Below are 22,201 nucleotides of genomic sequence, written 5' to 3' on the forward strand. Positions count from 1 at the left end.
GCATCGAAGCTGTAGCCTTCCTCGGAATCACTGTCTTCAGACTCAACCCCGACCTCCGCAACTACCTCCTCCAACGGCTCCCCGACACGATCTACATGCTCTACGATGCCGACGCTCTAAACCCAGGCTACAGCTCTGCTTCCCCGAAATGCGGCAGCAACATCACTCCTTCAGGGCCCACCTCGTCCCCCCTCTCCCGAGGACCTCGGAAGGAACAAGAAGCAAATCCTGTAGAAGTCGCGCATCAAGCACGAAGTATTGCGCAGCAAAAGGACCCACGAAAAAAGCTCCTCTCCTCCCGCCGAAACCAGGACTTCAATAACTCAGCCCAACGCTTCGCCGCCGAACTGTTCGACCTGTTCGCCACCGTCAACCACGAATGCAAAATCTGCTTCGTCATGGGCAGAACAGATATCCCAACGTGCAGCAGCAATACCACGCCTGCTACGTCTCCCCTCTCCCGGGGACCTCGGAGTGAACGCAAAACCGGTCACGTAGAAGCCGCGCATCGAGCACGAAGTACTGCGCAGCAAAAGGGGCCGGGGGAGAACGAAACCCCCAAAGGCGTCGACGACCTGATCGAAGCCCACGGCCACCAACCCGTAGCCTCCGACCTCTTGAAGTTTAACCTCTCTCCCTCCCTCCAGGAATCCAGATTCTTCGCCGGCTTCACCCTCTCAAAATCCAGCTTCCGCCATAAACTGAACCGACTCTTCCTCAAAAAAAACTACCGCGAGTGGGCCGAGTTTCACACCAAAGCAAACTTCAATGAGCTCGCCAAAGGTTTCTTCTATCAAAACGCCCGCTACCGCGCCCTCAGCACTGGAGACCTGCTAGACAATACCATCACCTATGAACTTATTACTGACCCCTTTCGAGTCGAAGTACCCACCATCAAACTCAACATCAACCGGTACCTCCAGGAACAATACCGGGCAATCTCGGCCATCCTGGCCACGCACCAATCCGTAGCCCTCGAAGCCCCCACCGGATCAGGCAAAACCACCTTCATCATCAAGTATGCCCGGCGCACGCGCCAACCTCTAGTCATCGCCGTGCCCACCATAAATCTGGCTCGCCAGATCGCCCACCAGCACAAGGGCTACGCCCTCACCGGAAATTTCAACCACAACAAAGTACAAGTCTCCAACGAAGCTGACCTCATCGTCTGCACCTACGACACCATCCACCAGGTGCCCCACCTATTCCTTCGACTCCTCGTCATCGACGAAGCTCATAATTTAGTCAATCAGTACGGACAAGTTTACCGGGGCTACAAACCTTTCCGCGCAGAAACCCTCCGCAAATGTGCCGCACTAATCCCCGAAGCTAAAAAAACGGTCCTCCTTTCCGGAACCATGTCTCCACTACTCTGCCAAACCCTCAAAGCTCAACTCGTCACCGTCTCCCGCAACCAAAATCCAAACGTCCGCGTCTTCGACATCGAAGCCGACGGAACCAACAACGAAGCCCTCGCCCGTTCCCTCATCACCCACCTCGCCGAAATCTTCCCCAGACCCCGAAGGGGGCAAACCTCCCTAACCCCGGGTGAAGCGCGTGCCGAAGGCACAAGCCGAACCCGGGGTTACGCAGCAACGCACGAAACCTCAGAGCGCTCAACCAAATCAGCCCCCCAGGGTAAGCTCCACGTAGTCTTCTGGAACAACACCGACCAGCTTACCGCCGTCAAAGAACTCGTCGTCCAGCTCGGCTACCTCCGCAAAGACCAAATCGCCACCATCTCCCGCAGCCACTACAACCGCGGCGAAGCAGATGCCCTCGATGATATCATCTCCCGCCAAAAAATCAAACCATCCATCAAACTCCTCTTCTGCACCTGCCTGATCAGCGAAGGCGTCAACATCAAAAACCGCAACGTCGGCCGCATCTTCACTGTCGGTCTTCGCGATGAAGACACCTTCCGACAGTTCATCGCCCGCTTCCGGAAAATGAAGGTCGTCAACGTCTTCTCCATCCTGCCCACCGAACGAAACCTCCTGCCAGATTTCTTCCCCTTCGCCGACGAAGAACTCATCAACAACCTCGAATTAGCCGAACTCCAGGCCCGCCAGCTCCGGCGCAGCAAAAAACGCTGGCAAAACGAATACCCTGCCGAAGACCTTCCTTTCATCACCAACATCGAGCAGAGCAACAACTACCAGTACCGGAACCACCTCCTCAACCTCGCTTACCAGCACGATAAGGAATGGATCCCTGATCCCCTACACGTACTCGCCGCAATCCACGGACGAAAGGTCGCCTCCGCCAACAACTGTTACTTCTATACCCGCCTCCGGGCCGTTGGCTTCACCATCCTCCGCGTCAAAAATAAACCATCCGCCGACCCGGTCAAGGATGCTGTCTCCAAAGCTGGCCAGACCCAAAAAGAAGAACGAAAGGCCTTCCACAAAGCACTCATAGAAGACCTCCTTCACCATCCCGCCCCTGTTATAAACGCCCTCTTCCTCTGGTACGCCGAACAGGGCAACCGCCATGGCCGCGCCAACCTCCAGCAACTAACTCCCAAACTCCTCGACAACGTCCAGGGAGCCACCGGAGCCCAATACCTTTCACAACACCGACGACGATGGGACGAGAAAGCCCGCACCCACATTCTTCGCTACTGCCGCCTCTTCGCCCTCGGCGTCACCGACAAAGAACATTTCCTCAACCTATCGCCTGCAGAATTTAACCACCAGTTCAGGGCCGCTAAATTTCACTTCGAACAGCAACTCTTCAACGACCCCAAAACTCGCAAACTCATGAAATCTGAACACAAGGAAGAAGTCCGCATCAAAAAGCACATCGCCCAACATCTGGCGCTCAATTTGCAAAACACAAATTCCGGAACTGAAGAAAATAAGGGCGCTAACGCAGGTGCCAAAATGGTTGGACGAGCATTGGTAGAACGCCTCAAACCCTTGCTTCTGGTCTCAAAAAAACCTCTTCTTCCCGCCAGATCAGCCCGCCCCCCTCTCATTGCAAAAAAACGCCGGCTTTCAGAACCTGAAGGCCTGATCGACCTCCTTGGCCTCTCCCCCGCCCGCGCCATCAACCTCGTCCGAAATATCACCCATTGTACCGTCGAAGGCTCCGGCCGCTACCGCACCATCACTATCCACGCCGCCTTCACCAACGACAACCCGCCGCCCCTGGCCGCCGCAGCCAACAACCTACTCGCTGACCCAGCTAAGATCCTCCCCCTCCTCGCAGCTTGATCCTGACAACTTAAGAGCAGATAGCTTGCACTTTAGCTGCCAGTTACAGATATCCTCTTACCCGCACCAGAGGGGCTCGCCCCCTTCTCTCGACCTCTCGCTTCTTGCTATCGGAGCCAGCCTCCTATACCAACGAATTGCTCTACCCCCACCAGAGCATAAGCCTATCTCCTGGCCATAAGCTTCCCTTCTCTCGTACTGGAGGGGCTCGCCTCCTCCCGCTCTTTAAAGCCGGAACCACCCGCAAAAACGAATTCACGCAAGACTATATAAGACAAACGTGAACTCAGACCCCACCCGGGGTCAACTCCCATTAACCCCAGGTAACAAAGTCGGCGCAGTCGACGAGAGAGCCTGGCGATGCTACGTCAACGAACAGACCCAAACCTCCACGATTCTTTCACAGAAGCACGAACGGAGTGAACTTCCACGTCTGCCCTCTCCAGCCCAGCGGTTTGGAGAGCGGCCGGGAAGAGAGGGCTTAACCACCCGCAAAAACGAATTCACGCAAGACTATACAAGACAAACGTGAACTCAGACCCCAACGGGGTCAACCCCCTTTAACCCCAGGTGACAAAGTCGGCGCAGTCGACGAGAGAACCTGGGGGATGCAACGCCAACGAGCAGCCCCTAGCCTCCCCGACCACAAAACAACACTCATCCTTCACTGCCAATCACCTCCTCCACTATGCAATCCTCCCTCCTACCCTTTCTCCTCCTCTGCTCATTCTTCCACCCCTGGGCACCAGGAGACCTGCCCGCCCAGCGCCAGGCCACAATCTACACCGGCAACCAAGACCCCATCTGCTTCGACGCCAACCGCTACCAAAAACAACACGTGGAATCATACCCCATCCTTCAGTTCCTCGGCGCACGCTGCGCCGAAACCACCAAAACCACCGCCACCCGCGGCCTATTCCGCTTCAAAGACGCCCACCCCCACTACCCCGAGTACCAGCGCCTCCCCCTCGATGTCTACTTCCAACCAAAAGGCGAACCTCTCGAAGAACTCTACCACATCAACACCGGCTCCGCAGCCTACCATATCACCCTACCCATGCGCTACGAAGGCACCTACTACGTCGTCATCCGCGACCAAACCAAACCCTCCGTCCTAATCGTCAACTCCGTCACCCTCGAAGCCGAATTCCGACGCTGCTGCGCCATCACCGAGTCCATCATCCCAAAATACAAAAACTAACCCCCAGGGCCGGAGGCCCGCCTCTCGTGGCGATGGGGTTTACCCCTTCCTTTTCGTTGAGACAGGATTCACACCCATCATCTTCCTTACGACGGGATTCACCCCATTCATCCTCGTTACCACCACCAGACTATTCTGCTGTTTTTATCTGAGTTTATTTTGTTTTGCAGCTCCGCCCAAGGGTGTTGGGAATCCCGGAGCATTTAGAAGGGCCGCCCCCATCCGATTGGGAAGCGGCCCTTCCCTTTTCGCCCCCCGCTGCGCCATCCCCCCCTCACCCCCCTCGACCCCAACGGGGTCAAACCTCCCTAACCCCGGGTACAGCAAGACGCGAAGCGACGAGCGGAACCCGGGACCCTTCACCACCGCCACTCACACACCCTACCGACCCCAACGGGGTCAAACCTCCTTAACCCCGGCTGCAGCAAGTCGCAACGCGACGAGCGGAACCCGGGATTCACCACCACCGCCACTCACACACCTCGACCCCAACGGGGTCAAACCTCCCTAACCCCGGGTGCAGCAAGTCGCAACGCGACGAGCAGAACCCGGGATCCACCACCACCGCCACACACACCCCCGACCCCAACGGGGTCAAACCTCCTTAACCCCGGGTGCAGCAAGACGCGAAGCGACGAGCGGAACCAGGGACCCACCACCACCGCCTCACACCCCCTTGACCCCAACGGGGTCAAACCTCCCTAACCCCGGCTGCAGCAAGTCGCAACGCGACGAGCAGAACCCGGGATCCACCACCACCGCCTCACACCCCCTTGACCCCAACGGGGTCAAACCTCCCTAACCCCGGCTGCAGCAAGTCGCAACGCGACGAGCGGAACCCGGGATCCACCACCACCGCTACACCCCCCAACCTGACCCGACCCCAACGGGGTCAAACCTCCCTAACCCCGGCTGCAGCAAGACGCGAAGCGACGAGCGGAACCCGGGATCCGGGACTAGGGACCCGGGACCCGGGACCAGATACCAGGGGCTCGGGTCTCAGGGAGCGGGCGGCACAACCTCCCCAGCCACAGGCTCCCGCGCCGTATCTTACAACCCCAACAATCTCAACATCATGCCCAACATCTTAGACCCCCTACCCGAAGAGCTACTACCCCGCTTCCACGCACTATCCGATAACCTCGATATACGCATCCCAGCAAAAAAAATCGGTCGGAACCTCCTCATCGCTACCTGGAACATCCGCGCCTTCGGCGACCTCTCCCGCATCTGGACCTCCGGCCAGGACGACTCCCCCCGTCGCGACCTCTCCTCCCTCAAATACATCACCGAAATCATATCCCGCTTCGATGTCATCGCCGTCCAGGAAGTAAAAGCCAACATTCGCGCATTCCGCGACATGATGAAACTTCTTGGCTCCAACTGGTCCTTCATTCTCACCGATGTCACCGCCGGCTCCGCCGGAAATGGCGAACGCATGGCCTATGTATTCGACACCCGCCGCGTTAACCTCTCCGGCCTCGCATCAGAAATCGTCGTCCCCAAAGAATGGCTCTCCGAGGTCGGGGAAAACACCCTCAAAGACCAGTTTGTCCGATCCCCATATGCCGTCAGCTTCCGGTCCGAATCTAAAACCTTCATCCTCGTTACCCTCCACATCATTTATGGCAAAAAATCCAAAGACCGCATTGCTGAACTAAAAGGAATCGCCCGCTGGCTCAGCGATTGGGCAACCGACATCAATGCCTAAGATCAAAACCTAATCTGCCTCGGCGATTTCAACATCGATGAACGCGGAGACCTCCTCGATCAAACATTCCTCGCCGAAGGACTATACGTACCGCCTGCTCTCCAGGACGAAGGCGCCACACGCTCTATCTTCAACAAGGACAAATACTACGACCAAATCGCATGGTTCAACGGAGAAAGCGGTAAACCAAAACTCTCCATGGACCTCCTCAGCGCCGGAAACTATGATTTCGTCCCGCTACTCTGGAACCAGGAAACCCACTCCAAACTCCAGCACTCCTGGATGATCTCAGACCACTACCCCCTCTGGACCGAATTCTCCATCCGCTAAGCCACCACCCACCCCCCTCGACCCCAACGGGGTCAAACCTCCCTAACCCCGGGTGCAGCAAGTCGCAGCGCGACGAGCGGAACCCGGGATCCTCCACCACCGCCACTCACCCCAACCTGACCCGACCCCAACGGGGTCCAACCTCCCTAACCCCGGGTGCAGCAAGTCGCAACGCGACGAGCGGAACCCGGGATCCACCACCACCGCCACACACCCCAACCTGACCCGACCCCAACGGGGTCCAACCTCCTTAACCCCGGGTGCAGCAAGTCGCAACGCGACGAGCGAAACCCGGGATCCACCACCACCGCCACTCACCCCAACCCCACCCGACCCCAACGGGGTCAAACCTCCTTAACCCCGGGTGCAGCAAGACGCGAAGCGACGAGCGAAACCCGGGACCATCCACCACCGCCACTCACCCCAACCTGACCCGACCCCAACGGGGTCCAACCACCCTAACCCCGGGTGCAGCAAGTCGCAACGCGACGAGCGGAACCCGGGGGTGCGGGGCAGTGCAGGGCGGGTGCAGGGCTGGGCTAGGCGGTGCAGGGCTAGGCGGAGCAGGACAGGGCTGTGCTAGGCAGTGCAGGGCGGTGCAGGGCGGTGCAGAGCAGAGCGGTTCATGGCGAGAGGTAGGGCACCGCCCCTCAGCCTCACCACCCCAGCCCCAACAGCGAAGGGGTCAAAACCCATCGGCCCTGACCCCTCATCTCTAACTTACTGATAACCTTCTTAAGGTACGAAAAATCGACAGTTCAACCTAGTAATTTCGTAGCAAAGGCTCCCTTATTTTATCCCACGGATCAGGCCAAACCAGCTCCCCGTTTATCGTATCCGGAACCACATTGTCCACTGATTCTTTGGGCGCGGACGCAGGTGCAGTACACGGTAGAAGAGCAGGAACATCCGACACCCCGATCTCCGGAGTCTCAGCCGCCGGCATCCCGTAAACCACCAACCGGTGATCCGAAGAAATAAAGGCGACGAATAACGCAACAATCAGCCCAATAACGGACCACCGAAGATGTCCCGCAACCAGTTTTCGGTAGGCTCCCCTAGTCATAATCAATAGCATTTAGAGTTTCACCGATTCCCCTTGTCAAGCCTCCCATTCCCCTAAAGGATGGCCCGGGATGAGGACGCTTCAACGTCCAAATCACCGCCCCTACCAGGGGCAACATCTCTTTAGTATCAAGCAGGTAAGCCTTGCCTCTAACCAACAACCCCGGTTCCCAGTCCTCTGGTATCCCCACTCCAAAGACCGACTGCCCACTCGACCCTGCAAACCGGCCAATCTCTCCCCGAACTTCAACCAGGGTAAGCTCCACTCCCTCGTTTCCCTCTACCATGAAAAGCGTTCCATTCTCCCCCCAGAAGTCTTCCTCCTCCGCCACCTCTTCACTGACAACGACGAACAACATCTTTGTAACCCGCTCTCTCATAAAGTAGTAATCTGTCCCTTTACCGGTTGTCAACCCATCACCTGAAAAGCCCTCATTGATTCGCTCCCAGGGGTCATCATGAAATTTTCCGCCCCTCACGCATTCCGATTCTCCGTAGAAATTCTCACGAATCCGGTCCCAGGGGTCTTCGTAACCCTTCGGGGAAGCCCCCTCCCAACAACCTATATAATAGGTTAGGCTCGTGCCACTCTCGGTTATAAATAGATTGTAGTCCTCCGTATCGTGAACACAGGTAGCCAGTAGCACCGCTGTAACCAGCATCGTTATTAGTCTCATCTCGATGAGTTTTAGTGACTCGTCGGTGCAAATCGAGATGGTCGGGGAGTTATACTCCGTGAAAGCCCTGAGGGCTCTAATCCGGTTGAGGAGCGGTACTCCTATTTTTTAATTCGCCCTTTTCGGACAGGAAGACTTTTGATGCAAATCCGGGCAGCAGCCATGCTCGACTACCACCCGGTCCGATTTACACCTAAGCCTTAATACCAGCACAATAGCCAGCTTTCTTTTCTTTAAAACGCTCAGCGTTTTCAATTCCTCCCCTCTCCGGTGAGCCTCAAGCGAACCTTACCGGAGAGGGGCCGGGGGTGAGGTTAAACTCAAAAACGCTCAGCGTCTTCAATTCCCCCCCTCTCCGGTGAGCCTCAAGCGAACCTTACCGGATAGGGCTCGGGGGTGAGATTAAACTCAAAAACGCTCAGCGTCTTCAATAGCTCCCTCCTCCGTGGGGAGGGTTGGGGAGGGGGTTTTACAACACAAATACGAAGTACCTCAGTTGCGAATTCCTCAGCAATTACGGGCCTTTGTTGCAAAAAATAAAATCTTCAAAATTTTACGCGTATATTAGTGTCCCCTTTACGCCTTTTCGGTGAGGGGACATTTTGCCCATAATGTCTCCCCCCACACCCCCCGATGCTACAGAAAGTTTTTTTGAAAAAAGTTTGCCGCTCAATGCTCGGGGCGCACGCGTAATCTGAATTTTACATGCTTAAGCTCCAGTCAGTGGGCAAGATGAAGTTCCTTAGCCCCAGGGAAGAAAAGGCCCTGCTCCAAAGCCTTGAAACCAAAATGTCCGGGAAGTACCTCGCCAAGTACCGACTGCTCGTACTACTGATGCTCGATGCCGGCTGCCGCGTCACCGAGGCCTGCTCCATGAAGCTCTACCAGATTCAGCCAGCCAAAAAGATCATCAACGTCAAGTCCCTTAAAAAGCGAGGTAAGAATGTATACCGCGAAGTCCCCATGACCCAGCGACTCCTCGATGCGCTGGCCGACTACTGGGCCTACGTCAAATCTCGTGACCCCGAAGCCTACTTATTCCCCTCCACAGTCTCCCCAACCGGCCACGCCGGAAGGAAAGTGATCTGGAGAGTAATCAAAAACCTAACCGGCAATACCCATCCCCATATCCTCCGTCATACCTTCTGTACCAAATTAGCCCAACAGGGAAACGATGCTTTTACCATCAAAGAGTTAGCCGGCCACGATAAAACCACCACCACCGAAATTTATATCCACGCCTCTAAAAATTCTAAAGAGGCAGCGATCTCTTCCATCGATCAAAATGGTTGGTGGGCCAGGATGTACCGGAAGCTCACTCCCCGCAGCCGGGTAGACATCATGCCCGTCCTGTCCGGCGGACTCCAAATCCACATCGGACGCAAAGACGAAATCGCCAGAATCGTTGACCTCGCCCAAAAGAAAGTCAACATCCTCATCACCGGCGAACAAGGTATGGGCAAGTCTCACCTCACCACCAACCTCACCGAAAACGGCCGCCTCGGCAAAGTCCTCCGCATCGACGACATGACCGCCATCAAGGGAACCCTGGCAGGTATGGTGCTTACCCTATTCGAAGGCGACAAAGACAAAATCAAAGACCTGCTCTACGGCACCGATACCGACGTAGAAAAAATCATCTCCAAGGAATCCATCAAACGACTCTGCGAGCTACTGATCCGAACCACCACCAAACATGAGTATACTATTGTGATCGATGATGCCACCCGCATCACCCCAATGGGAATTTCCACCCTGGAGAAGCTCAATGGTCATTTTCACATGATCATCGCCGCCCGTTCCATCAAACTCAGTCAGGTATCCTTCCTTTCCAACTTCGACAAAATCGAAATCAAGGGATTATCAAGGAATGAAGCCGTAGAACTCATCACTCGTACAAGCCAGGACTTCACCGATCGCATCGAAGATTGGGAAATGTACAAAGGCCATGTCTGGCGCGCGACTAATGGAAACCCCAAGTTCATCCTGGAACTCATCGAACGCTTCCGCCGCGAACCCTACGTCTCCACAGAGATGGTCCAGAAGATCACCCACACCACCGCCCTCAAAGAAGTCGACATGAGCCTCCCCATCATCATCGCCCTCAGCTCACTAATGATCCTCCGCTACGTCGGCGGCGAGGTCGGCACCGACGCCGGCGCCTTCCGCCTCATCGGCGGAGCATTCCTCGTTTTCGCCCTCTTCGCCCGCTCCATCCTCCGCTTCGGCACCCGCAAATATGTGTAACCACCACGAGCAAAGCGAGCAGCCCCTCGCGGCAGCAAATCGCATATCAAATATCGCCAATCACATATCGCATATCCCATGACCCTTCCCAACCACATCGCCGGTGGAATAGTATTCACCGGAGTCTTCGGTGCCTTCGCCGGAGTAAACATCCTCAACCACCCCGGACTGATCGTAATGACCATCGCCGCCGCCACCTTCGCCGACATCGACGTCCCCTCCTCCATCTGGGGTAGAACCTTCAAACCAATCTCAAAAGCCATCAACCGCAGGTTCGGCCACCGGACCATCACCCACAGTTTGTTATTCCTCTTACTCGGATACGGCGCGGTCGCCGGTGCAACAAAAGCTATCGGAACCGAGGCCCCCTACCCTACCGTCTTTCTCCTTGCCTACAGTTCTCACATCATCTTCGACATGATGACCGTCCAGGGGGTACCGCTATTCTATCCCTACAACAGAGCCCCCTGTGTAATCCCATCCGACCCAAAGCTCAGGCTGAAATCCAGTAACCCCCGCTCCGAAATCGCCGTCTTCGGCTTCTTCATCATCTCCGGCATCTTCCTCCAGCCACTAATGGCCGATGGCTTCTGGACCTCCTACAACCGGCTCTTCGGAACCATGACCCACCTCCAATCTGAATTCGAAAAAGCCGAAGATCTCCTCGATGTAACCTACCGCTACCGCGAAGCCACCACCGAATACTCCGGTTCCGGACTAGCCATCGAATGTACCGGAACCTCCGCATCCCTCTGGAACCCTGATGACGGTTGGCAACGCCTCGACGCAAGTCCCTCTTCCACAAAAACGATCCTCAAGGTAATTCCCCGCCATACCGGCCGTAAATTCAACCTCGTTCGCAAAAGCTTCGTCGCTATCTCCCCCGACAGCCTCGATCGCCTCATCCGAAACAACATCATCTACAAAATTCAACTTTCCGGAAACGAAGCATTCTCCGCCAATTACCAAACTTTCGCTGCCACCGAAAAAACCAACACCCGCTCCCTAAACCTCGACCTCCTCGAACACCTCTCCATCTTCGAAATCCCCGACAACTACTCCAACACAAACGTCAAGTACCATACCAGCCCCCGCATCCGCAGCCTCGAAGCCAGCATCCAGCAACTTCAAACCAACCACCAAAAAGAGGTCGCAGCAGCAGCAAATCTTACCCTCAGAATCCAAACCCTCGAAACCATCCGCGATGAAACAACCGACATCTACGAAGAACAACGCGCCGTCGAACAACTCGCCAAACTGAGAAAAAGGCCCGTCCTTGTGGGCGACATCGCGCCCAAAGTCAAGGAACTCCGCACCCAAATCGCAGAGTTACAAGCCGCCGACCAAATCAAATACGAAGAGAAGGTAGCTGCTGCTCAGCTGAAACTTCAAGCCGGCCGGTCCTCAGACTTAGAGGTTACCGGAATTGCGACCTTTGTGGAGTTCATTGAAGCCGGAAAGTAGTCAACCGTATATCAATAATACCCCCTCAATCTTCGGTGGCAATCAAGTCTCCCCGCACTTTCTGCCCCCCATTACAAAGTGGTCGAATTCGACCACTTTGAAGATAATTATGGCCGCAGCATGCTTCGAATCCAACTGCGTAACTTCCAAAAACACCAGGACGTTTGTGAATAAAAACCACTGCTTCCTTGTGGCTGAGTGCACAAAACACAGCTTTGGCCAGCAGAAGATTTCTCTGGCTCTAATTCCTCCGTGGACGAAGGCTGGCGAACGGATTTTGAAAACAGGAAGTCGAACTTCCTCAAGTTGCACCCCAACATCAAGGTCTTCATACCCCCACCGATCGAGCAAAGCTTAAATGATGTCAAATTCGACAACATTTAATCGAAAAGCCGTACATTTACTAGAAATAACCATAAAATGCCTAAAAAGGAAGTCTTACGCGTAGCGGATACCGACATCAAATATGACCGCACTACTGATTTCGTCTGCCTCAACGACATCGCCGCTCTGCAAGGAGATCCTCGCGTTCACATCCCTAACTGGTTACGCAATATTACCACCCTCGCTTTCATCGAAGAATGGGAACGATCCACCAACCCTAATTTCAACGCTCATCAGTTCACGCTCCTCCGGGGCCGTGCCGGTACCGGCGCCTTCCGCGTATCCGTATCCCAGCTAACCGATATCGGTTGTATCGGCGTCTATTCAAAAAAAGGACGCACCGGAGGTACCTACGCCGCTATCGAGTGGGCCATCCATTTCGCCAACTGGCTCGATCCTCGCTTCTACCTGCAAACGCTTCGCGGCTACCTCGCTATGCAAAAAAGCCTCTATGGCTTACACGCTACACACAAGCGTTTCGCCCGCGAGTTGGCCGCCGAAAATCACATCCTTCCCACATCAAGTGCAATATCTGCTCTACCCCCCGAAGCCGATGTACTCGTTGAACGGCGCATCGCATCTGTAGAAGCCGATATCGTCAATCTCGCCCTGTGGGGCATGACCGCCCGCGAATGGAGAACCCGCTTCTCCCAGCCAGATCCTAAACTATCCATGCGCGACTTCGCCACCCCCGAAGAACTCAAAACCCTATCCAGCCTCCTCGTCCTCAGCCAGGAACTCCAGCAACAAGGCTATAATTCAGAAGAACGACTCGACCGCCTCACAAATCGAGCCAACGACCTCATCAACCATTACTGTAAATCCTCGGAAAAACAAGATTTACTCACCCTCACTCAGCACAAACGAGGCTGGGGCCGTTTCATCTTTTAAGAAACGCACCCATTCTTTCCCACCCCCCTTATTTCCCACTTAGAAAGTAAAAACAGTGCCAGTCCCTACGCTCCGCCAACGTTTCAACGCACTTCGTAAAACCATGGCCTGGTCATGGAAAGACATCGATCAGATCACCGGCAGAAGTGACACCGGATCCAACATCTCCAAGGGTGTCCCCAACTGGGCCCGCCTGGCCATCGTCGCCAACGAACGCTACCAGCACCTTCTCCGCCTCCATATCATTGACGCCGTCCGCCGGGAAATCGGCTACGAATGGACCCTCAGACAACGATCCGACTGTGAGTTCACATTCACCCCTCCCCACCCCGTAGGCCATCACATAACCCTGAGTTTCAGCCCCGCTCAACTCCTGTTGCTCAGCAACAGCCCTCACCTTTCTAAAATCATCCACCTTTTAAATGAAATACACCCCTCAATAAAAACAGAAAAACGCAACAACGGAAACACAGCCACCACCTTCTGTCTTACTCCAACCAACGATCCTCCCACACAACTCAAACAGTACCTCGACGAGCACGCCCTCCCCGATTAACCCCAAAAAGCAGCACCAACTATACCACTCTTAGGGCGCAGCCGCAGGTGCAAAAACCCTTGGACGAAAGGACCCAGAACCCTAAAATTTCACACACCAACTAATACAAAGGGTTGGTGTGCAAAATTGGACCCCGGAAACTCCCCACCAGGGCCGGAGGTACACCTATCGTTGCGATGGGGTTCACCCCATCGTTTTCGATAGCAATAGGATTCACCCTTCCGTTTTCGTTAGTCCCTCGTTTTTGTCCCCCCCCCCTCATTGTTGCTTCCCCTTGTTTTCGTTTCACCCTTCTCGTCTCCCACCAGGGCCGGAGGCCCGCCTATCGTTGCGATGGGGTTCACCCCATCGTTTTCGATAGCGATGAGATCCCCCCTTCCGTTTTCGTTAATCCCTCGCTTTTGTTCCCCCCTCGCTTTCGCCCCCCCCCTCATTGTTGCTTTTCCTTGTTTTCGTTTCACCCTTCTCGTCTCCCACCAGGGCCGGAGGCCCGCCTATCGTTGCGATGGGGTTCACCCCATCGTTTTCGATAGTCCCTCATTTTCGATGGGGCTCTCTGAGTCGTCCTGAAATAGGTTGACACACAAATTGTGTGTTATGCAAATTCATAAGCGAATTAAAGATCATGGTCGCTACGACCGATCCCTCAAACGACAAGTCGCCCGCCGTTATCTAGCCGGTGAGTTCTCTTACCGTGTAGCTGCTGAGGAGTACGGACTCCGTGACGGTAGCGTGGTTAAACAGTTCGTCCGTTGGTACAAAAAGGAGGCTGCGTATCTTGATGCTGTGGAAGAGACGAATAAGCGGACAGAGGAAGAGAAGGATGATTTGGTGGAGTCTTCATCAGGGAGCTTAGCCGAACTCCACCGTCGCCTTGAACAAGCCGAACGGGAACGAGACGAAGCCCGGCTAGCTGCTGAAGGCTGGCGGACAATGATTGATATTGCGGAGCAAACCTTTAGCATTGAGATCGTAAAAAAGTCCGCAGCCAAACCGTCCGCGAAATGATCGCTTCCTATACCATGACGACGGTGTCGTTCTGGTGCGGGCTGTTTGGCTATACCCGTCAAAGCTACTACAAGAGTTTACATCGCCACGAGTTGCTGATCTTGCGAGAAGAAGTGGTTATCAAACTTGTTGAAGAGTACCGAAGCAAAGGACTTAAGCGTACGGGCACACGTAAGCTATATCATAAGTTGAAAGCGGATTTTGTGCTTGCGGGAATCAATATTGGGCGGGATACGCTCCATCAGATATTGTTGGGCAATGGTCTGACAATCAAGATTAAGCGTCGTGCGTCCAAGACCACCATAACGCATGCCTGGTACCGTAAATGGCCGGATCGGCGCCAAGGCTTGAAAGTGTTGGCCAGCGAACTACTCTGGTGTGCTGATATTACTTATATCCGTATCGTAGACGGCTTCGTCTATCTAAGCTTGATTACGGATGAATACAGTAAAAAAATCGTCGGCTGGTGTTGTCATGAGAGCCTGCATACGGAGGGTTGTCTACAAGCGCTTGAGATGGCCTTAGCCGCTCGAAAATATCCGGACCGCAAGCTTATTCATCACTCCGATCGCGGTTGTCAGTATTGCAGCGAAGCCTATACTGATCGACTGCTGGCTGAGTTCATCGACGTTAGCGTAACCCAATCTGGATCGCCTTACGACAACCCAATGGCGGAAAGTATGAACGGTCAACTCAAAGTAGAACTTGGCCTAGATGGCACCTTCGGCCATACCGCAGCAGCACAGTTAGGTTGTGGTGAGGCAATCAGATTGTACAATGATGAACGTAGTCACGGCAGCCTGGACTATCTTACGCCCTCCGAGGCCTACGCCATGACGGGGGAACAAGTCAAGCGGTGGCGTAAAGCTGGATCAGTAGATAAGACAACCCGTAGCCGGACAGCACTTGACGCTGTCAACCTGCTTCAGGTCGAAACAAATAATGTCAACTGCCAGCCGGTTGACGATTTTTAACTGTCAACTCTATTCAGGACGACTCACTCCCCTAGTTTTAGATAATTCCACTCATTCTAGCCTCTCCCATCCTCCCCACTACCCCCTACCCTTCCTCAGCACCTTCCCTTCAGCCTCAAACCCGGCCAGCAAATCCACAAAGTCATCCTTTGCCAACTCCATGATCTTCGCCTTTACTGCATCTACCAGAGCGCGGTCCTTACGGAAATCATCCACCGTCAATTTGCGGCCGGCCGCTTCCTCTTTTGTCTTGATGAAGATGCTCGTGATCGGGTCCGAACGCAACTGTTTGATCGCCTGATTGGTCAGCTTCGCATTCGCTTTCAGCAACTCACGGATCTTATCGTTAATAGCTGCTTTCTTACGTTCTTCCAACTCAGACAGAGCAGTAGCAAGCTCCATCTTCAGCTGCGCTTGTTCCTCCTTCTTCCTCGCCTTCTCTTCCACTTCGTCCGTAAAGCCATCCTTCAGCGCTTTCACAAAAAAGCCCGCAACGCTCTTCTTTATCTGCTGGTTGTACTTCGCCCGGTTCGTTACCCCTATCGCTTTTTCGATCTCTGCTGCAGAGTATTTCTCCAAAAGGTGCAAAAACACCGATGGCGTCACGGCAAACCGCTCAATCACGTCACGGTGGAACCGGTCAAAGAGCTTGTCCTTTTCCGTCTTAGCGATGCTGTGCTCCGCTTCCTGCTCCATTTCCCGTTCTACCGCTGCCGCTTCATCGTTCACCAGGTCAAGGCTAAGCTGCTGGATGTCCTCTCCCCGCATCTCCGCCAGCTCTATTTCGTTCTTCTGCCGAAACGTAAACTTCATCGCCACTACCCGGCGCCCTTCCTTAACCTTCTCGGTATCCGTTACCATCAGGTCCGTATACTCGTTAATCTCCTTGATCGCCGGACGAATAACCCACCGGTTGAAATCCCCAAACAACCGGTACTTATCCTCCACCTCAAACATGATCTTCATCTCGTCTACCCGGATCGTCCGGTGACCAATCGTCTGGTACTGCTTCAGCAGTTCATACACCCGAATCGGATACACCCCCAGCTTCACCACGTTCTGCAGGTCGTACGCCGTAAAGTTCTTCTGCAGCTGCAACAGCAGCGGCCGCATCACGTCCTCCACCACCACGTCGATGTACTCATTGTTCGTCGACCCCGACTTCCCCTCCTCTCCATCCTGCATCACGTCCACCGTCCGCAGAATGTGGTAAAGCTTCTCCCGCTTCACTCCTTTTTCCTCATAGTTCAGCACAAACTTCTTCGACATCAGGCTCCGCGCGCCGTCCCGCAAATACGCGTAAGAATCCCCCGACTTCAACCCGAATACGTTGATAACGTCCCGGTAACGAATACGATACGACTGAAACTCCTGGTCGTCCCTCCGGATCTGAGACAACACCGACAAAAATATCCGAGTCTCCCAAATATCAAACTTGTACCGCGACTCAATCAGATCATTAGCCTTCTTGATCAGTACTATCCGATTGCTTTTCTTCTTCGATTTGCGCGCCTTCGTAGCCATCTGTAAGAGTAATTTGGAAACAAACCTCTACTGATATGAGAGATTTAGAAACACAATGTAAGGCTTTACCACTCATTTTTTCCACATCTCTCATAATTGTTCTCCAAATTCCTCATTTCATCCATCCTCACGCCCTCCACTCCAAAATACTCATAACAGGCGCTACCGCCCAACTCACACCTCCAAATTTCTCATAGCCCCCATTTCCAAAACACTCATACTGCTACGCTCCAATATCCTCATATTTTGAATCCTCCCCACCAGGACCGGAGGTCCGCCTCCCGTGGCGAGGGGGTTCACCCCCTCGTTTTTGTTCAATCCTTCGTTTTCGTCCCACCCCCTAGTTTTCGTCCCATCCTTCGTTTAGGTTCCACCCTTCATTTTCGTCCCCTTACCCCTCTCATTCTCATTGATACCCTCCTTCTCGTTCAATCCTTCACTCTCATTACCACCTTCCTTGTCGCTCATTCCATCCCCATTCTCATTGCCACCTTCCTCCCCTCTTCTTCCCTTCCTCCTTACTATTACTGCTCTCTCCTTCCCCCCTACTATGAGAGATTCGGAACAATCCCCCTCCATCTCCCCTATTCTCCCCTCCGCATGAGTAAAATGGAACGAAACCAGCTTCAGTAACAGCCAACACCTTAACAGGAAGCTCCAAAACTCTCATAAAAGAGCAATTTGGAACACCACAACTAACCTACCTTCCAAAACTCTCATACCTTTTGCATCGGTCTTCTAAATCTCTCATACCTCAACTCCAATATTCTCATACAATTTTCCAATTCTCTCGTTACTTCGTCCCAAATTCCTCATACAAAACTCCAAAAGACTCATACAAAACCCTGTAAAACCTTCATTTACAATCAGTTACAAGGCCCTAAAAGACTTAAAAGGGTTAAAAATTAAAAAAGCCAACAAAACACACTTAGGCATCTTGTTGGTGCTATTTTTTTTAATTTTTAAAGAAGATTTCTCTTCGACCCACCAGCACAGGCCCCGTAAAAACGGAGGATCTGCTGCTCATCCCAATTTTCACATAGTTGTTGGAGAGCTCCTGTTCCAATCTTCTCACCTATGAGAGAATTGGAAATAGAAACTATGAGAATTCTGGAAGCCCCTGACTGGTGCAGACCTCCGTGTTGCCGCCAACGACAGCCACAGAACGCTCAGCGTTCCAACCAGCCCCTCCCCCGCGGGCAGAGCCCGTAGTCCTAAAATCAGCACCCCAAGAAGCAATGTTACTTCTTCTTCCGGATGTCCTTCACCTTCAGCAAACCGTGCAGGTAGTCGTTGATGATATCCTTCGTCGTCGACCTGTTCCGGAAATTATGCTCCCGCAAAGCGTCGTGCAGGTAAAATGGAATATCGATGGTCAGTCGCTTATTCCTAAGCAGCTTCTCCAGCTCTTTATCATCCTCCACCTTAGCTTTCTTTGCTGCCGACTTCGGTGCTCCCTCATTTGCCGAAGGCTTGGTGGCGGGCTTAGTCGATGGCTTGGCTGCAGCAGCCTTCTTGCGGGACTTCGGAGCCCCAGTGGTGGCCACCTGGTCAACAGCCTCCTCAATCGTCTTCTCGTCCGCCAGTGCCGATCGCCGCAACTTCGGCTTATCACCGTCACCAATTTTGATCGTAAAATCTTTTGTACTCTTTGCCATTTTGTTGTGTATTTTAATAATTATACGCCCCGCTACTTTTCATCCTTGTTCTCGAACGTTCAAGCGAAGGCGGAGCCGCAGTGTGTATCGCCCCCCTCTCCTCCGGACCTCCGTAGGAAGCCGGGCAGCGAATGGGAGCTGGGGGGTGAGAATACGAGCGCAGCGAGCATCCCCCTCTCCCCCTCTCCTACGGACCTCCATAGGAAGCCGCGCAGCTAATGGGGGCTGATGCTACGAGCGCAGCGAGCATCCATGTCTCCCCCTCTCCTACGGAGAGGGGGCTGGGGGGTGAGGTTACGAGCGCAGCGAGCATCCCCGCCTCCAACGCCAAGCAAGCCCAGCGCCGCGAGTGGTACGTGCGGCAGCGACTCCCGACTCCCACACTCCCGACTCAAGACTCCTAAGCCCCCGCAATCGTAAGAATCTCTTTCATCAAGCGGCCCATCTCCACCTTCGCCTTCCGGTTGTCCAGCTCCAGTACTCCTTTGCCCTGCATGCTCGCTTCGCCGTACACCACACGGTTGTGGATTATCGTCTCGAACCGACCAACGTCGTAGTGCGCACAAAGCTGGTCCATTATCTTGATCACCGACTCGTGCAGCACCACGTTCGTCTTATACCCGTTCGCCAGCAGAAAGGCCTCCACCTTCCCACCGTTGTCTTCCTTGATCTCGCGGATCTTCTGGAACTCCTTCAGCAACTTCTGGGTCACCTTAATGTCGTTACCGCCCGTTGTATTGATCGGAATAAACAAGTAGTCACTGATCGACATCGCCTTCACCGCAATCGGAGACAGCGCCGGCGGACAATCAATAATCAGCAAGTCGTACTCCCCGTCTTTATACAAGGCCTTCACCTGGGAAGTGAACGACTTCGGATTCGTCAAGTGAGAACACGTGATCGGTGGCGTTATCTCTCGCTCATGACGGTCCTCCGACCAGTCCATCGTCGCGCCCGTCCCGTCGGCGTCCACAATGCAAACCTTATAGCCGTTCAGCGTGAAGGCCACCGCAAGGTTCTGAGCCATCGTGCTCTTGCCCGTCCCGCCTTTGTAGTTTACTGATGATACGATCATTCTGATGAAAATATGTTTAGCGGCAAGCCGCAGGGTGTAAGTTGAAATGTGATTAGTCGTGCAGTCGTATACACGACCATACGCCTCGCTGTAGCAACGTATGCACGATGACACGACTAACCGTGCCATCGCAAACACGACTAACCGTTTGTACGATCAATCGTGTTCACGACTTTGTGGCCAGTCGTTTCATCGTGCAAACGACTTCACGATTACACGATAAATCGTGAAGTCGTTCGTACGCTGATGCGAATATACGACCAATCGTTCAATCTTGTAAACGATTGTACGATTTTTCGTGTGTGCGATGAATCGTTAAGTCGTTTGTTCGTGTTTACGACCACACGATTAATCGTATGAGTTTACCGCTTGACCGGATTTCATACGATCAATCGTGTGCACGATTGTACTGCTTTGATTTCATGCTGCCGCACGACTAATCGTGCAGTCGTGTGCGCGATCGCATTTGAAGATTCCCGCCCACCGTACGATTAATCGTATGTACGATCAAAAAACAACGGTTTTGAGGTGCTGCTGCGACGTTAGACTGTGCTGCGGGTAGCTTTAGATGCCCGTAGAGGGCAAATAGAGCCATTTTAAGCCCGTTTCGGAGGTTCTGCCTGGCGCGTACTTCTTATTGTAGTAAAGGTGATACAGGGCGCGTCTGAAGCTTTGGCGCAAACGCGGGATGCAAGGAACGGTTTTTTAAAAGGCACGCAGAAGAAAATCGGTCGCTTGACTCACGGTCAGAGCTCTCCAAAACGACCATTTTTCGCTTTCCCACAATGCGCCGAACGTTCACTTTAATTCGTTTTTTACCCGCATCAAGGAACCAGAAGTGAAGATTCTAGCACCAAAAAAACAATGGATTAGCCTTTTAGAAGAGCGATTAAGTTAACTTTTTCTGTAGCAGGGTAGGGGAAACCAAGTTAAATAAGCCGGGAAACCGAACCGAAATAGATGTGGGTCGCTGAAATTATTGAAGCATGATACCTGAATTTTACAGCTGAGGTGAGCAGAATGATGAACCAATTTTCCCTCAGTTTTCCAAAAACGCATACACTCGCCGACGCTATGGCGTCGTCTGCGCTTATCGCCTAGCAGGCTAAAACGCTGCCTTCGTCAAATTTTCACCTCATGTGACCGAGGGGTATAGTGTGAATAACAATTTGCAGAAATCCACGAAAATGTCACGAGTGTCCAGGACCGGAGGTCCGCCTCTCGTAGCACAGGGGCTCGTCCCTGTGTTTTCGTTCGTGCAATTTGTTATTTATACGGGGATATAAGTAATGTAACCTGGAATACAGTTCTTGCGTATATTCACCCTAATTAGCCCTAAAACTCCCCATGCCCCGCCCCCAAAACATCGAAATCCTCCTTACCGACGGAACACCCCGCGGTACCCGCATCGCCCACGTCACCAGCCGCATCGTTAAGGTGATCATCTTCCCCCGCAGCAAAATACAGGGCATTGGTGACCGCCGACCGGAACTTGATCAGGTCGGCACCTACTTCCTGTTCGGGGACCATCCCGATACCGGCCGCGAGACCGTCTACGTCGGCAAAGCCGAACACTGCCTGTCCCGTATCGGCCAGCACAACAACGGCAAAGACTGGTGGGACTACGCCGCCGTCTGCGTCGCCAAAGACAATACCTTCACCTTGGCCCATGCCGGCTACCTAGAGCACCTCGGCATTTTAAACGCTGGCCAGGCCAATCGCTTTGCCCTCGACAACAATCGCAATGAAAGCATGCCTCACGTCTCCGAAGGGACTGCTGCTGATCTTGAAGATACCTTCGAAACCATCAGTCTACTCCTCTCCACCCTCGGTTATCCTATCTTCGACAAACCCAAAAGCCGCGAGGAAATCCCCGTTTCCGAAGTCCTCAGCCTTTCCGGGAGAGGTGTAAAGGCCGAGGGCGATCTCACCGAAGATGGCTTCGTTATCTTCAAAGACTCCCGCGCCGCCGCCGAAGTCGTTTCCTCCTTCGGCAACTGGGCCGCAGGTAAACGTGACGAGCTCATCGCCGACGGCTCACTCGTTGCCGACGGTACGTCCCTACGCTTCACCCGTGACGTTATTTGTAGCTCGCCAAGTGGAGCCAGTAGTATCGTGCTGGGGCGAAACTCCAATGGTTGGGTAATGTGGAAGGATCGGCAGGGGAGGACGATTGATGAATTATATCGGCAGTCTACTTAGTGTAGCCTGGCCAATG

The 22,201-nt window shown here is 53.7% G+C and carries 16 protein-coding genes; 11 read left to right on the forward strand and 5 right to left on the reverse strand.

Annotated features, from left to right (window positions below):
- Positions 1-398: 398 nt before the first annotated feature.
- The 4 genes from FUA23_RS11215 to FUA23_RS22915 all read left to right on the forward strand — a co-directional run bounded on the left by FUA23_RS11215 (position 399) and on the right by FUA23_RS22915 (position 6,460).
- Positions 399-3,218 (forward strand): DEAD/DEAH box helicase family protein, encoded by a 2,820-nt coding sequence (locus FUA23_RS11215; RefSeq protein WP_187270982.1) that lies wholly within the window; start codon positions 399-401, stop codon positions 3,216-3,218.
- Between the two features lie 688 nt (positions 3,219-3,906).
- On the forward strand, positions 3,907-4,419 hold the full coding sequence (locus FUA23_RS11220) for a hypothetical protein (RefSeq protein WP_147930834.1): 513 nt from the start codon (positions 3,907-3,909) through the stop codon (positions 4,417-4,419).
- Between the two features lie 1,075 nt (positions 4,420-5,494).
- On the forward strand, positions 5,495-6,130 hold the full coding sequence (locus FUA23_RS11225; RefSeq protein WP_246144166.1) for an exonuclease/endonuclease/phosphatase family protein: 636 nt from the start codon (positions 5,495-5,497) through the stop codon (positions 6,128-6,130).
- 198 nt (positions 6,131-6,328) lie between these two features.
- Positions 6,329-6,460: a hypothetical protein gene (locus FUA23_RS22915; RefSeq protein ID WP_262713705.1), complete on the forward strand. Its 132-nt coding sequence runs from the start codon at positions 6,329-6,331 to the stop codon at positions 6,458-6,460.
- Positions 6,461-7,518: 1,058 nt separating this feature from the next.
- On the opposite strand, the gene FUA23_RS11230 is transcribed toward FUA23_RS22915, so the two are convergent.
- Positions 7,519-8,202 (reverse strand): hypothetical protein, encoded by a 684-nt coding sequence (locus FUA23_RS11230; RefSeq protein WP_147930835.1) that lies wholly within the window; start codon positions 8,200-8,202, stop codon positions 7,519-7,521.
- Positions 8,203-8,907: 705 nt separating this feature from the next.
- On the opposite strand from FUA23_RS11230, the gene FUA23_RS11235 reads away from it, so the two are divergent.
- From FUA23_RS11235 to FUA23_RS11260, 6 genes are all read left to right on the forward strand, one after another.
- Positions 8,908-10,449: a tyrosine-type recombinase/integrase gene (locus tag FUA23_RS11235; RefSeq protein ID WP_147930836.1), complete on the forward strand. Its 1,542-nt coding sequence runs from the start codon at positions 8,908-8,910 to the stop codon at positions 10,447-10,449.
- A gap of 78 nt (positions 10,450-10,527) precedes the next feature.
- On the forward strand, positions 10,528-11,913 hold the full coding sequence (locus FUA23_RS11240) for a metal-dependent hydrolase (RefSeq protein ID WP_147930837.1): 1,386 nt from the start codon (positions 10,528-10,530) through the stop codon (positions 11,911-11,913).
- Positions 11,914-12,333: 420 nt separating this feature from the next.
- Entirely contained in the window at positions 12,334-13,188 is an 855-nt protein-coding gene (locus FUA23_RS11245) for a KilA-N domain-containing protein (RefSeq protein ID WP_147930838.1), read from the forward strand.
- A 55-nt stretch (positions 13,189-13,243) separates the two neighbouring features.
- Positions 13,244-13,744, forward strand: a complete 501-nt coding sequence (locus tag FUA23_RS11250; protein ID WP_147930839.1) for a hypothetical protein — start codon at positions 13,244-13,246, stop codon at positions 13,742-13,744.
- Between the two features lie 597 nt (positions 13,745-14,341).
- The gene (locus FUA23_RS11255; RefSeq protein WP_147930840.1) at positions 14,342-14,752 is read left to right on the forward strand and encodes a hypothetical protein; all 411 of its coding nucleotides are present in this window, start codon (positions 14,342-14,344) and stop codon (positions 14,750-14,752) included.
- Entirely contained in the window at positions 14,749-15,726 is a 978-nt protein-coding gene (locus FUA23_RS11260) for an IS3 family transposase (RefSeq protein WP_147930841.1), read from the forward strand. The genes FUA23_RS11255 and FUA23_RS11260 overlap by 4 nt, the downstream gene beginning before the upstream one ends.
- A gap of 78 nt (positions 15,727-15,804) precedes the next feature.
- Here the strand turns inward: FUA23_RS11260 and FUA23_RS11265 are convergent, their stop codons facing one another.
- The 4 genes from FUA23_RS11265 to FUA23_RS11280 form a co-directional block, all read right to left on the reverse strand.
- Positions 15,805-17,250 carry a replication initiation protein gene (locus FUA23_RS11265; protein ID WP_147930842.1) on the reverse strand — a complete coding sequence of 482 codons (1,446 nt, stop codon included), beginning with the start codon at positions 17,248-17,250 and terminating at the stop codon, positions 15,805-15,807.
- 363 nt (positions 17,251-17,613) lie between these two features.
- Positions 17,614-17,829, reverse strand: coding sequence for a hypothetical protein (locus FUA23_RS11270; RefSeq protein WP_147930843.1), 216 nt, complete (start codon positions 17,827-17,829; stop codon positions 17,614-17,616).
- Positions 17,830-18,491: 662 nt separating this feature from the next.
- Positions 18,492-18,908, reverse strand: a complete 417-nt coding sequence (locus FUA23_RS11275; RefSeq protein WP_147930844.1) for a hypothetical protein — start codon at positions 18,906-18,908, stop codon at positions 18,492-18,494.
- Between the two features lie 400 nt (positions 18,909-19,308).
- Positions 19,309-19,983 (reverse strand): ParA family protein, encoded by a 675-nt coding sequence (locus FUA23_RS11280; protein WP_147930845.1) that lies wholly within the window; start codon positions 19,981-19,983, stop codon positions 19,309-19,311.
- Positions 19,984-21,330: 1,347 nt separating this feature from the next.
- On the opposite strand from FUA23_RS11280, the gene FUA23_RS11285 reads away from it, so the two are divergent.
- The gene (locus FUA23_RS11285) at positions 21,331-22,185 is read left to right on the forward strand and encodes a GIY-YIG nuclease family protein (protein WP_147930846.1); all 855 of its coding nucleotides are present in this window, start codon (positions 21,331-21,333) and stop codon (positions 22,183-22,185) included.
- The last annotated feature ends 16 nt before the right edge of the window (positions 22,186-22,201 follow it).

This window comes from Neolewinella aurantiaca, from assembly GCF_008014675.1.
Lineage (GTDB): Bacteria > Bacteroidota > Bacteroidia > Chitinophagales > Saprospiraceae > Neolewinella > Neolewinella aurantiaca.